General features: G+C 42.2%; 11 protein-coding genes. 10 read left to right on the forward strand and 1 reads right to left on the reverse strand.

Annotation, left to right across the window (positions count from 1 at the left end; genetic code table 11):
• Window positions 1–10 precede the first annotated feature (10 nt).
• Window positions 11–1,027, forward strand: coding sequence for a Gfo/Idh/MocA family protein (locus IGJ25_RS05090; RefSeq protein WP_438779132.1), 1,017 nt, complete (start codon window positions 11–13; stop codon window positions 1,025–1,027).
• A 65-nt stretch (window positions 1,028–1,092) separates the two neighbouring features.
• Here the strand turns inward: IGJ25_RS05090 and IGJ25_RS05095 are convergent, their stop codons facing one another.
• A complete protein-coding gene (locus tag IGJ25_RS05095) occupies window positions 1,093–1,923 on the reverse strand; it encodes a helix-turn-helix domain-containing protein (protein WP_010747587.1) in 831 nt (276 codons plus the stop codon).
• A gap of 219 nt (window positions 1,924–2,142) precedes the next feature.
• Here IGJ25_RS05095 and IGJ25_RS05100 point away from each other — a divergent pair, with 219 nt between their 5' ends.
• From IGJ25_RS05100 to IGJ25_RS05140, 9 genes are all read left to right on the forward strand, one after another.
• Complete coding sequence (locus IGJ25_RS05100; RefSeq protein WP_010747588.1) at window positions 2,143–3,840, forward strand: hypothetical protein; 1,698 nt, start codon at window positions 2,143–2,145, stop codon at window positions 3,838–3,840.
• 89 nt (window positions 3,841–3,929) lie between these two features.
• Window positions 3,930–4,895: an ABC transporter permease gene (locus IGJ25_RS05105; protein ID WP_080646945.1), complete on the forward strand. Its 966-nt coding sequence runs from the start codon at window positions 3,930–3,932 to the stop codon at window positions 4,893–4,895.
• An 18-nt stretch (window positions 4,896–4,913) separates the two neighbouring features.
• Complete coding sequence (locus tag IGJ25_RS05110) at window positions 4,914–5,810, forward strand: carbohydrate ABC transporter permease (protein WP_010747590.1); 897 nt, start codon at window positions 4,914–4,916, stop codon at window positions 5,808–5,810.
• A gap of 38 nt (window positions 5,811–5,848) precedes the next feature.
• Complete coding sequence (locus IGJ25_RS05115; RefSeq protein WP_081117184.1) at window positions 5,849–6,457, forward strand: YesL family protein; 609 nt, start codon at window positions 5,849–5,851, stop codon at window positions 6,455–6,457.
• 267 nt (window positions 6,458–6,724) lie between these two features.
• Complete coding sequence (locus IGJ25_RS05120; protein ID WP_010747592.1) at window positions 6,725–8,851, forward strand: glycoside hydrolase family 3 C-terminal domain-containing protein; 2,127 nt, start codon at window positions 6,725–6,727, stop codon at window positions 8,849–8,851.
• 12 nt (window positions 8,852–8,863) lie between these two features.
• Window positions 8,864–9,964, forward strand: coding sequence for a glycosyl hydrolase family 8 (locus IGJ25_RS05125; RefSeq protein WP_010747593.1), 1,101 nt, complete (start codon window positions 8,864–8,866; stop codon window positions 9,962–9,964).
• A 94-nt stretch (window positions 9,965–10,058) separates the two neighbouring features.
• A complete protein-coding gene (locus tag IGJ25_RS05130; protein ID WP_010747594.1) occupies window positions 10,059–11,222 on the forward strand; it encodes a GDSL-type esterase/lipase family protein in 1,164 nt (387 codons plus the stop codon).
• Window positions 11,223–11,324: 102 nt separating this feature from the next.
• Window positions 11,325–12,143: an alpha/beta hydrolase gene (locus IGJ25_RS05135; RefSeq protein ID WP_438779441.1), complete on the forward strand. Its 819-nt coding sequence runs from the start codon at window positions 11,325–11,327 to the stop codon at window positions 12,141–12,143.
• 17 nt (window positions 12,144–12,160) lie between these two features.
• Window positions 12,161–13,699, forward strand: coding sequence for a glycoside hydrolase family 43 protein (locus IGJ25_RS05140; protein WP_010747596.1), 1,539 nt, complete (start codon window positions 12,161–12,163; stop codon window positions 13,697–13,699).
• Window positions 13,700–14,044 lie beyond the last annotated feature (345 nt).

Raw genomic sequence — 14,044 nt, forward strand, 5'->3', positions numbered from 1 at the left:
GTGTGAAAAGATGATACGATTCGGAATTGTGGGCTGTGGCAATATCTCCGGTACCCATGCAGAAGCCCTTCAGAAAATTCAAGAAGCCCAGTTGACGGCTTGTTGCGACATAGATGAAGTAAAAGGGCGACGCTTTGGGGAAAAACATGGCTGTAGTTTTTATGGGAATTACCTAGACATGCTAAAAAATGGTGAGATTGACGCAGTAATCATCGCTACGCCGCATTATCTCCATGGCCAAATGACCCTGCAAGCTTTTGAAGCCGGGAAACATGTCCTATGTGAAAAACCGATGGCCATAACGGTCCAAGAAGCTGAACAGGTTTTAGCCAAATGGGAGGAACAGCCAGACTTGCATTATGCCGTGTGTTATCAAAATCGCTTCAACCCTTCCTATACCCAACTGAAAACGATGATTTCCCAACAAGCTTTCGGGCAGTTAAAAGGAATCAAATGCGAGCTAACCTGGCATCGGGATAAAGGGTATTATGAGGCGGCATCATGGAAAGGTACTTGGAAAAAAGAAGGTGGGGGTACCTTGATCAATCAAGCCATCCATACCTTAGATGTGGTGACTTGGATGATTGAGTTACCAGAGAAAATCAAAGGCAAGATAATGACCACGCTTTTGGAGGAAACCATCGAAGTAGAAGACGCGGCGATGGCGACAGCAGTGCTTCCAGATGACGTGCCGGTGGTCATTCATGCCTCCAACAACTACTCTTCAGATCCCGCCCCATCCGTCACCTTTGATTTTGAAGAAGCCAGAGTGGTGTTGACCGCTGACAAACTGGTAGTCAATGACGTAGCGGCACCTCTTGAAGAAGGCATGGTAAGCGAAGTAGCTAAAGCTTACTGGGGAGCAGGACACCTGCGCTTTGTACGAGCCTTTGTCAATCAGTTAGTCGGCTTGCCAGATCCTCACGCAGAGTACCTCGCCATTGCGGATGCGTTGGATTCTTTGAAGATGGTTTGTGGGATTTATGAGTCGGATCGTAGTGGGCAGTGGGTTCAACTGAATAAATAGTAAAAAACCATGGAGACTAGTTGGACTAGTGCTTCATGGTTTTTTGCTGAGGTGCATTCAATTTACTACAACAATTGTTGGTAGTAGAGATTGTCAAAGCGAATCAATGTCGGCTCCTTTCGTCCGCTACGGGCATTTTTCCGATAATCTTTTGGGGAGTGACCAATTTTCTGCAAAAAATTACGATTGAAGGTTCGCGTGTTTTGAAAACCAGATAAGCTAGCGACTTCTGTTATAGAATAATCGGAGTTTGCTAGTAAATAGCAAGCTTGATTGATGCGGTACTGGTTGATTAGTTTTGGAAAGGTGGACTCAAGTTTTTGGGTAATGACCTTGGATACGTAATCTTTACTATAGCCGATATCTTCACTCAGCTGACTCAAAGTAACTTCATTTTGAAAATGAGAAGAGACCCACAATAGAATTAATTCTAAAATATTCTCTTTGCCTCGTGTTTTGACTAGCTTGGTATGTTGCTCATATAGATATAAGATTTCATATAAAGCGGCTTTGTGTCTAAAAAATGAGTTGCTCTCAAATAATGAATCGTAGAGCTGATTAGATTTAGTGCGTCCCACCGGAATGACAGGATTTAAGAAGGATTTCCCTTTAATTAATGGAAGATAGTCTTCTAGATACTCGGGAGAAAAAATCCAAATATGACCAGAGTTTTCCATTTCAGCTTCTACTTGATGGGTTTGATAGGGGAGAATTAGGGCGATATCGCCAGCTTTTAAGGTGTGAATTTCAGAATCGATTGTCAATAGAAATTCGCCAGTTTCACCAAACCATAATTCGAAACTCCGATGAAGATGCTCAGGATAGCTGAGATTCTCCGGATGATATTCCACGTGGGAAATTTTTTCCCCGAAGTGATAGGATTCCAATTCAGTCATTTTTAACCCTCCCATTTAAGAAATCATAGTCAACTGATTACGTCTATTAGTGTACTGAAATTGTCTTGTTTTTGCAAGCGTTTCAGAGTAAAGTTGAATCAAGGAAGAGAAGTAAGCGCTATTAATTTATTTGAATCAGGGTTTAGAAGGAAGTTGTGTCGCAAGGTTTTTTTATGCATCAATGTTTGTTATTTAAACATACCAACGGAGGGGAAACACATGAAAAAGTTTGGAAAAGTTGCAGTGACAGCAATGGCACTAGCTTTATTGGCTGGGTGCGGTAGTGGAAATGGTAAAGGAGACAAAGATGGTGGCACGCAAGCCACAGATAGTGATGGCAATAAAAAATATACAGCCTTTATGGCGGTACCTGGTTCTGAAGTTCCCGATGATTCTCGTTTAAACAATGTTTTTGCAGAAGAATTTGGTTGGCGAGTGAAAGTTAGCTGGCTGACGGGTCAAACTGCAAAAGAACGGATTGGGGTTATGGTATCTGGTGGCGAGTATCCAGATATCGTGGATGCTTCCGATGGTCGTTCAGCGATGATTGATGCTGGAGCTTATGTTCCCTTAGAGGATAAGCTAGATGACTATCCGAATTTGAAAGCCACATTAAGTGATATTCAATGGGAAAAAATTAAAGCTGATAATGATGGCCATATTTATACGATTCCACAATTTGCTCAAAAAGATGGTACCGTGGATACGGCAACTAGTTATGGTGGCGAAGCTTTCTGGATTCAAAAACGTGTCCTCAAATGGGCGAACTATCCAGAAATTAATACTGTCGAACAGTATTTTGATTTGATCAATAAGTATTTAGCTGAAAATCCTGATACTGATGGTCAAAAAAATATCGGTTTTGAAATCTTATCTGATGACTGGCGTTACTTCTGTTTGGAAAACCCACCGCAATTCTTAGCGGGATATCCAAATGATGGCGCAGCTATTGTCGATCCAGACACAATGAAAGCAAAAGTATATGACAAAATTCCAGAAGCCAAAGAATACTACAAGATTTTGTCTGAACAATTTGAAAAAGGAACGATTGACCCTGAAACCTTTACTGCTAAATATGACCAGTATATTGCAAAATTATCTTCTGGTCGAGTGTTGGGGATGATCGACCAAGGTTGGAACTTCCAATCTGCAAGAGATTCATTGGTTTCTCAAGGGAAAGATGAATTAACTTGGGCACCTCTTGATTTGACTTTGGATGAAAATGTTCAACCACAATACCGAGAAGGTGGCGTCTTGTCTACTCAAGGTGGGATTGGGATTACCACTAGCTGTAAAGATGTTGATGGCGTATTGCAAATGTGGGATGACATGGTTTCTGAAAAAGGGATGATCCTACGCAACTGGGGCGAAAAAGGCGTTGACTATGAAGTTGACGACGACGGCATGTTCTACCGCACTGACGAACAATGGGCAAATTGGAAAGATACCGATTATGTTCAAAAGAATAGTGTAGCGTTTGGTTATATGCCTGGTTACCGTGGTTACTTGCCAGATGGAAAAAATACAATTTTGCCTTCTGAACAAATCTCTGAATTCCGCAAAACATTGTCTGATATCGATAAAGAAGTGTTGGATGCTTATAAAGTAGACAACTGGACTCAAATGGTACGCTTGCAAGATCCAATTCAACCATGGTTCCCAATCTATACAGAACGGAACAAATGGACTTCTTCTGATCCAGCTGGGATTGCTAGTCAAAACATGCAAGAAGTGAAAATGCAATGGTTACCAAAAGTCATCATGGGCGGACCAGCAGCTTACGAACAAAACTGGGAAGATTATATGACTGCTTATGATAGTCAAATCGATTACAAAGCCTTTGAAGATACATTGACTAAAGAAGTGAAACGTCGGGTAGAAATCGAAAAAGAACTAGAAGCAAAAGTTGACAAATAGTCTGCTGTAGCGAGGTGATGGGAGTTGTGAAAATAACAACTCCCACAATCTTGCTTTGCTACATACTCGAAGATTTGGGGGAATAAGAAATGAGCGGAAATTCAACGATGTTAGATTCAAACGAGGGTATTCCAAAAGCAAAACGAAAAACATTTTGGGAACGTGTCTGGGCTCAAAAAGATCTGTGTTTACTTTGTCTGCCATTTGTCATTTACATTCTTTTCTTTAATTATGCACCGTTATCTGGCTGGTTGATGGCTTTCCAAAAATACCGTCCTGGTACTGGTCTTTTTGATCAAGAATGGATTGGACTTGAAAATTTCCGAATGTTGTTTGCTGATCCAAACTTTTTACGGGTTGTCCGCAATACTTTGGCAATGAGTTTAATCAATTTGACTTTGGGTTTTGTTTTCTCGATTGGCTTTGCGGTCTTATTGAATGAAGTCAAAAATAAACATTTAAAGAAAATCATGCAAACTGTCTCTTATCTGCCTTACTTTTTATCATGGATTATTGTAACAGGGATCGTGTTGGATGTGCTGAGTCCTGAAACGGGGATTATTAACCAACTACTGATGCAATTTAACTTTGTAGACAAGCCGATTAGTTTCCTTTCCGAACCGAAATATTTCTGGTGGATTGTTGGTTTCTCTAATGTTTGGAAAAGTACTGGTTGGGGAAGTATCATCTACCTTTCTGCGATGTCAGCTATCAACGAAGAACTGTATGAATCCGCCGAAATGGATGGTGCCAGCCGCTTGCGGAAAATCTGGCATATCACTTTACCAGGAATTAAACCAACAATCTTTATCCTCTTATTAATCAATATCGGAAATATCCTAAATGCTGGGTTTGAAGTGCAATACTTGTTAGGGAATGGCTTAGTTCAACAAGTTTCCCAAACTATTGATATTTTCGTGTTGAAATATGGGATTAGCTTGAACAACTACTCCTTTGCCACAGCAGCCGGGATTTTCAATGGTGTGATCAGTATCATCTTGATTACATTAGGTAATAAACTTGCCAAAGTTGCTGGCGAAGAAAGTTTGTTCTAATCAGAGGAGGAAAAAAAGATGAAACGAGTTGCGATTTCAGATCGACTATTCGATATATTTAAGTGGATTTTTCTAATTTTATTCACGTTGGCAACCCTGTATCCAATCTTAAACACCTTAGCAGTCGCCTTTAACGACGGACTAGATGCTTTGCGTGGAGGGATTTATCTGTGGCCACGAACTTTTACCTTGGATAATTTCAAAGCTGTTTTAGCCAAACAATCGTTACTAAACGCAGCTTTTATCTCGGTGGCTCGAACGGTGATTGCTACTTTATCACAATTGTTTTTAACATCATTGTTGGCTTATATCCTTAGCCGAAAAGAATTTATCTTTCGGACACCGGTTACTTTATTGTTCATCTTCACCATGTATTTGAATGCTGGGATAATTCCTAATTACATGTGGTTGAATAAAATCGGTTTGACGAATACATTTTGGGTTTATATCTTGCCGGGGATGATCAGTGCTTTTAACTTATTGGTTATCCGGACTTATATCCATGGAATCCCTGAAAGTTTAGTCGAAAGTGCCAAAATCGATGGGGCCAGTCATATCCGGATTTTCTGGAGCATTATCTTGCCATTGTGTAAACCAGTGTTGGCAACCGTTGCTTTATTTATCGCTGTTGGTCAATGGAACTCTTGGTTTGATGCGATGTTGTACAACGGCTTTAATGAAAAACTTAGTACGTTGCAATACGAATTGATGAAACTCTTGTCTTCTGTAACAAGTCAAGGGGCCAACGCCAATGATATGCAAAATGCCGCTCAAGCAGGTGGTGGCGGCATGGTGACCCCAACTTCGGTACGGGCAGCTACGACAATCGTCACAGCCTTGCCAATCGTCTGCCTGTATCCATTCTTGCAAAAATACTTTATCAGTGGTCTGACTATTGGTGGGGTTAAGGGTTAATTTAAGGCTTAAAAGAAAGGTTTTAAAAGGTGTTTATTATGAGAAAATCTGGAAATAGTCAAGCGATTATGGACAAGTTGAGTTTGGTAGCCGATTACTTATTGGTAGGCGTGCTCTGGCTACTTTGCTCAGTACCGCTTGTTACGACGGGGGCAGCAACTAGTGCCATGTATCGCACGGTTTATCAATGCATGTTCCAAAAAGAAGGCTATGTCTTAGGGACTTTTTTCAAGGCATTTAAACAGTCCTTTTTCCAAAGTTCATTGATTTGGACGGGGTATCTGGTGTTGGCAAGTTCTTTTCTGCTAAATCGTCAACAACTTGCTGGGAGTTATTCCTTGCTTTCAGATGCTATCCAAATTGTTTTAGGGATTTGTTTGTTGGTTCTCTTGCCCTTGGTGGTGTTGGTATTGGCTTATATTGCTCGTTTTGAAGATCCTTTAAGAATAATTTTACGCAATTGCGGTCTTTTAGCGCTAACCCATCTTGGAAAAATGATCCAAATGCTCGTCTTGTATACCGTAGTGATCGTAGGGATTTGGCTATTACCAGTTTTTGCTCTGGTGTTATTACCTGTTGTAGTGAAAAAAACAGTACCCATTTGTGAAAGCTTATTTGGATTTTGTACCATTGAAAATGCATCATAAGGATTAATTATCAAGATAAATCACATTCAGAAACACGGGAATATTCGAGCTAAATACATTGTAATGCCACTGTTTCCAGAAGCTGTCCGGTAAATCCTACAGGCTGTAGCAGCAATGCCAATTTAGTTCGGATATTTTTCTTGCAGAAACGACTACTCTTCTTGTTTGATCAGCTGCATGATTTTGTAGTATATCCCAGTTGATCGTAGCAGAGTATTGTCGGATTGTTTCTTATTGTAAAGTTGAAAGAATGTTGGAGGAAAAAACATGATTACCCATTCAGAGGCAAAAGTTGAAGCACAAAAAATTGTGGCACAAATGACCATAGACGAAAAAATTGGTCAAATCAATTTCCGCGCCCCAGCCATCCAACGCTTGGGCATTACGGATTATAACTATTGGAATGAAGCCCTTCATGGCGTGGCGCGGGCGGGGGTTGCCACCGTCTTTCCGCAAGCGATTGGCTTAGCAGCAATCTTTGATGATCAGTTGATGGAAGAAATTGCTGGGGTGATTGCTGAAGAAGGCCGTGCAAAATACAACCAGTACCACGCAGAAGGAGACAATGATATCTACAAAGGGTTGACATATTGGTCGCCTAATATCAACATTTTTCGGGATCCACGTTGGGGTCGCGGGCAAGAGACTTATGGCGAAGATCCTTATTTGACGTCTCGACTTGGTGTGGCTTTTATCAAAGGCTTGCAAGGGGACGGCCCTTATCTGAAATTAGCGGCCTGCGCCAAGCATTTTGCGGTTCATAGTGGACCAGAAGCGGATCGCCATTCTTTCGACGCGGTAGTGAATGATAAAGATTTGTATGAAACTTATCTACCTGCTTTTGAAGCTGCTGTAAAAGAAGCCGATGTGGAAAGTTTCATGGGAGCCTACAATGCAGTAAACGGGATTCCAGCATGTGTGCACCCCGAATTGTTACAAGATATTTTACGTGGTAAATGGGCGTTTGAAGGGCATGTTGTCTCAGACTTTGGCGCTTTGGAAGATGTTCATGAGCACCATCACTATACTGAAAATGCGGCGCAAACCATGGCCTTGGCGATGAAGATTGGTTGCAATCTATGTGCAGGGAATGTTTCTGATAGCTTGCATCAAGCGTTAGCAGAAGGCTTGGTGACAGAAGCAGAAATTACGCAAGCAGTAGTAGAACTTTACACAACTCGCGTTCGTTTGGGCATGTTTGATGAGACCAATCCTTATAATGCTATTCCTTATGAAGCCAATGATAGTAAGGAGCATATGGCACTATCTTTGAAGGCTGCCGAAAAAGCTTTAGTTTTGTTGAAAAATGACGGCATCTTACCGATTAAAAAAGAAAGCGTAAAAAATGTGGCAGTCATTGGCCCAAATGCTCGTAGTATCGAAGCATTGCAAGGCAATTATTTTGGTGTTGCTTCGCGAAATGTGACTTTCTTAGATGGCATTCAAGACTATCTGGAAGATGATGCACGGGTGTATTATGCGCCAGGTTGTCACTTGTTCCAAGAATATGCAGAATCGACCTTGTCTCGTCCTCATGAGCGAGCATCAGAAGCAATCATCGCTGCCAAACATGCTGATACCGTGGTGATGTGCCTTGGTTTGGATCCGACAATCGAAGGAGAACAGGGAGATTCCGGTAATGTCTACGGTTCTGGTGACAAAGAGACGTTGGGCTTGCCGGCAGAACAGATTCGCTTGTTAGATCAAATTTTAGCATTGGATAAACCAGTGATTTTGGTAGTGGCAGCTGGTTCAGCAATTTCTCTGTATGGTCGAGAAGAGCATCCAAATCTTCATGCCATCCTTCATGCTTGGTATCCTGGTAGCCAGGGTGGAAAAGCGTTAGCGAAAGTCTTGTTTGGCGAAATTAGCCCAAGTGGTAAATTACCAGTGACATTCTATCGGACCACTGACAATCTACCGGATTTCAAAGATTACGGCATGAAAAATCGGACTTATCGTTACTTGGAGGAAAGTCCCTTGTATCCATTTGGTTACGGTTTGACGTATGGCCAAATTGCTTTGGCTGATCTGCAAGTAGAGACGCAAGAAAAAGACTACTTGATCAAGGGAACCATTACCAATACCAGCGATTGCGCTATGGAAGAAGTACTACAAGTTTACGTTAAAACCGATTCGAAACATGAAACGTTAAATGGTAAACTCGTGGCCTATAAACGTGTAGCATTGGCACCCGGAGAAACAAAAACGGTGACGGTACCTGTTGCCAAAATCAATCTTACTGTGGTTAATGAAGCGGGGGAACGATTATTTGATGGCGAACAAATTACCTTTACGTTAGGGACAACCGCGCCATGTTCACGGGCTCAAGAATTAGGCCAACCGGCACCACTTGTGGCAACAGTCCCACTTGTGGAAACCGTAGTAATTTAGTAGGAGAAACGGATGAAAACATATACGAATCTTTTTAAAACATATGGTTATGATGAAAATGAAATCCAAGACCGTTTAACGCAAATCTGGGAAGAAATTTTTGTCGGACCGGATAAGGTTTATTTTGAAACAGCAGATGCAGGTTATCTAGTGGATACCGGAAACGATGATGTACGGACAGAGGGCATGAGTTACGGCATGTTGATGGCGGTTCAGTACGACAAAAAGGAAGTCTTTGACCGGCTTTGGCGCTGGGTGATGACTTATATGTATATGGATAGCGGGGAACATGCCCATTATTTCGCTTGGTCGGTCGCTCCTTCTGGTCAGAAAAATGCTTATGGACCCGCTCCGGATGGGGAAGAATTCTTTGCCTTGGCGCTGTTTTTTGCAGCCAATCGCTGGGGGGATGGAGAAGGGATATTCAATTACTCTCATCATGCCCGAGAATTGTTGAACTATTGTATTCATAAAGGGACTGAATTTCCTGGCATGCCTATGTGGAACAATGAAAATAAATTAATCAAGTTCATCCCAGAAGTAGAATTTACCGATCCTTCTTATCATGTACCGCATTTTTATGAACAATTTGCTCTTTATACAGAACCTAGCGACCGGCCGTTTTGGAAAGAGGCGGCGAGGGCTAGTCGAAGGTATTTGAAAAAGGCCATTCATCCAGAAACTGGGTTGAATCCAGAATACAGTTGGTACGATGGCAGTCCACAATTGGAAAGTGAACATCCGCATTTCTTTAGTGATGCCTATCGGACAGCCATGAATGTGGCGCTTGATATGCAGTGGTATGGTGAAGATGTTGTACTCAAAGATCGGTTGGCTCATTTGCAACAATTTTTCCATGCACTACCAGCTGGGGCAGAAAATTACATTTATACTGTGGAAGGGGAAAATACTGGAGAAGAAATCTTACATCCAGTAGGCTTGCTAGCAACCTTAGCCGCGGCCTCCCTTGCAAATCCTGAAACAGAAATCGCCCGAGAATTTGTGACACGTTTCTGGCAAACGCCCCTTCGTAAAGGCGTGCGCCGATATTATGATAATTTTTTGTATGCTTTTGCCTTTATGGCTTTGAGTGGTAACTATCGTATTTACTAATTTTTTGACTGGTCAGCAGAGGTATTGAGGAAAATCTCAGACTAGGCTGACCAGTTTTTTACATAGGGAATTTCATTTAGGAGGAATAAATGGCGTGTGGCAACGAATTTGGGAATATCAGGAACAGGATTACCGCAGTGCTCCTTGCGAGATTGAACAACAAGTACAAGTAGTGCGAATTCGGTTAAATCATTATGGGGATCAATGGCGTGTATTGTTTTCTAACCTTTATGGTAGAGGGCCGTTAGTGTTTGATAAGGTGACTGCACAGGTGAAATCGGCAGAGCTCATTGCACGCACACCGGTAGTTCCCCTGACTCTTCATGGAAAGTCGGAAATACAGCTAGCCCCTGGTTGTGAGCAGTTGGCAAGTGATCCTATTTTATTATCAGCTGCACCAGGAGAAGTGTTAGAAATCACTACTTATCTAGCCAAACCGGTGCAACTGACTAGTTTTCTAGTGAGTTATGCTCGTTTGCAACAGGAAGTGCTGAATTATCGTTGGGTTGAGAATTTCTGGACCCATCCCTTGGATAATTATCAGCTCTTTCAAAATGCGTTGTGGAATCCACGAATGTACGTTATCTATGGTATTTCGGGCCTACAATTGCAAGGAAACAGTCAGACCCTGATAGCTTTTGGGGATTCGTTGACACAACAGGGATTTTGGACGGATCATTTCAAACAGCGCCTGGTGACAGAGGGCTTTTCACAAGTGGCACTCGTAAATCGTGGCATTGGGGGAAACCGGGTATTGCTAGATACAGATGCTACAGCCGATGACTTTAGCCGTCATGGGCGAGCTGGGGTGAAGCGGTTTTTGTCAGACGTTTTTGCGGATGGGCCAGTTAGTGGCTTGATCCTTTTTCATGGTATTAATGATTGTTTGACGATTGGCGAGAGACCTGTCGCTGAGGGATTAGCCGAATTAACCGCGGCTTTTCGGTTTATGATTGAGGAAGCCCATTTGCGGCAAGTACCAGTGATTGGAGTGACACTTCTTCCTTTTAATCAATCAGCCTTTTACAGTGAAAAGGCCGAAAGTTTGCGTCAAGGATTGAATCATTGGCTGCGTAATAAAGCGCCAATTGAGGCACTATGGGACTTTGATCAAGTCGCCGGAGATCCTCAAGATTCTCAAAAACTCTACCAATTATTTGATAGTGGCGACGGGTTGCATATTTCCAGTGTAGGTGGGAATCATTTGGCGGCTGCGGTTGATTTCCAGCAGTTGGCTACGTTACTTGGTATTGATTAAGCGAAAAATGGAGGGGTTCAAATAAAAGTCTTTACTACGTTACTATATGACAACAAACCCAATGTATCCTATACAAGTTATCTTCATGAAGGCTCAGAGGAAATTGATAAAGACCGGCAATTTCCGGCCATGATTATTTGTGGTGGGGGAGCATATCTAGGGATTTCTGATCGCGAAAAAGAACCGGTGGCCTTGCATTATCTGCAAGCCGGTTTTCAAGTCTTTGTATTGGATTATCAAACAGAAGCCACTGGTAATGCGCAATATCCGAATCCACTTTTAGATTTGGCGATGTTGATGAAACAAATTCGCCTGCAAGGGGAAACGTGGCAGATTGATAACGATAAAATTGCCATTATCGGCTTTTCAGCAGGAGCCAATCTTTGTGCTCAATTAGCAACCCATTGGCACAATCGTTGGCTAGCAGAAGGGGTTGGAACCGGCGAAAATCAGCTTCTGAAACCCAATGCTGTTATTCTCGCTTATCCGTTATTGGACTTCATTGTCCAAGAAAAATATGCCAATCTAGATCCTCGGATTGACCTAAGTCTCAGCTATACCGATACCACGAAGCGAGATTTTATGCATCATGCCAATAAAGTCTTTTTAGGCAAAGAGTATACAGAAAATCGGATGAAAGAGGCGAGCCCTTATTATTTCTTATCAGGAAAAACACCGCCTACATTCCTTTGGACAACAGCCCAAGATGATCTTGTCTACCCGCAACAATGTTTGCGTTATGCTAATAAAATGATGGAACTAGGTGTGCCAGTAGAGTTGCATTTATTTGAAGAAGGGCAGCATGGCCTCTCGTTGGGAACCTACCAAGCATCTGGTGATCCCACGTTGCAAAATGCTGATGTCGCTCAGTGGCAAAATTTAGCTTTACGTTTTTTACACCGGCGTTTCGGTGAATTTTAAAAGAATGAGGAAAACAGATGAAGAAAAGCCTTGAAACAATTCAGAATCCGATTATTCCCTTGGATTATCCAGATCCAGACGTCATTCGGGTGGAAGATACGTATTATATGGTCACCACTACGATGCACTTTATGCCTGGCTGTGAAATTTTACGTTCTTACGATTTATTGCACTGGGAACATGCGGCATTTGTCTATGAGCGCTTGGATAGTACGGCAGGCCAGCGCTTAGCAGAGGGGAAAGACAGTTATGGCAAAGGAATGTGGGCGGCCTGTTTACGATATCATGAAGGACGTTTTTATGTCTTTTTTGTCGCCAATGATACCGGCTTGACCTATTGTTATACTGCTGAAAAAATTGAGGGACCTTGGGATAAGAAAATCATTGAAGGTTTCTATCATGATTGTTCCGTGTTGTTTGAAAAGGAACGTGTTTTTATCGTCTATGGAAACAGTAATGTCTGGTTGACGGAATTGAAACCCGATCTCAGTGGCCCGAAAGCTGGGGGCATCCATCGTGTGATTGTCTCAGAAAAAAATCCTCGGTTAGGCTATGAAGGAGCTCATTTTTATCAAATCAATGGCAAGTATTACATTTTCTTGATTCACTCAGATCCAAAGGTTTGGCGACGGATTGAGGCTTGCTTTGTGGCGGAGGATTTGGAAGGTGAATTTGTCGGCGGTGATGTCTTTAATGATGATAACGGGTATTGCAATCAAGGCATTGCCCAAGGTGGTATCGTGGATACGCCAAAGGGAGACTGGTACGCGATCTTGTTTCAAGATTATGGTGCAGTAGGACGGTTACCCATACTTTTACCAGTAACTTGGCAAGACGATTTTCCAGTTTTTGGTGAAGAAGAAAAGACGCCACAGCAATTTTTTATTACCGACAATCGACCGGAATATGTGTATTCGCCTCTTGTAGGGAGTGATGATTTTAAAACGTTAGCCAAAACGCCTTACCGACTAAAACCGCAATGGCAATTTAATCACGAACCGGATTTGTCTGGCTTCTTATTGGATCCAAAACGTGGCTGTGTGGAATTAACGACGACACGGCTTGCACAATCTGTGACAACGACGCCAAACGTCTTAACACAGCGGATGCGCTATCCAAAATGTGTAGCCACCGTGACAATCGATGGGACAAAAATGAAAGATGGGGATTGTGCCGGATTAGCTGCCTTTCAATCCGCTTATGGTTTTATTGGTTTATCCAAAGAGGAAGGCCAGTATTATCTTGTCATGGAGACCCGTGAACTAGATGATTCCAGTTTGCAAGCAATGCCTAAAGAGGCAACTAACGGTAAATCCACTCGTATTTTGTGGGAAAGTGGAAAAGTCACGCTAAAGGTAGCCGCTGATTTTCATGAAATGACGGATTTGACCCGGTTTTATTACCAAAACGAAGGGACTTTTTTGCAATTAGGAGAGGCACATCCGGTGGCATTTAAAATGGATCATTTTAGCGGCTGTCGTTTCGGGCTATTTATCTATAATAGGAAAACCATTGGAGGCACCGCGTCGTTTCAGTCTTTTGATTACCAAGTTTAAGAAGCAGGATTTGTTAGAAAAGCTCTAGGCCAATTGCTGTTTTGGTGGAAATATGTTATACTGTGTCTTACACGAAAGATATTGTTACGCGAGAAATACAAGGATATTTTTAAGAAATTTGATCCAACTGGCGCAGCTTCAGGGCTGCAAGGGTGTGTTAGTAGGTTATGGGAACACACTGTTTAAATGAGAAATACTTGATTTTAAGTAATAGTCTGATCTAACTTTAGAGTAAAGATATTGAGTAGTTAGATGGCCTTCTTCTGTTTGGGAGAGGGCCATCGTCCATTTTGGGGATGGCATCATCATAAATGCCGAGTAAAAGAAGCTGATCTGTGTTAGAGA

The organism is Enterococcus sp. DIV0240d, from assembly GCF_051711245.1.
Classification (GTDB): Bacteria; Bacillota; Bacilli; order Lactobacillales; family Enterococcaceae; genus Enterococcus_D; species Enterococcus_D casseliflavus.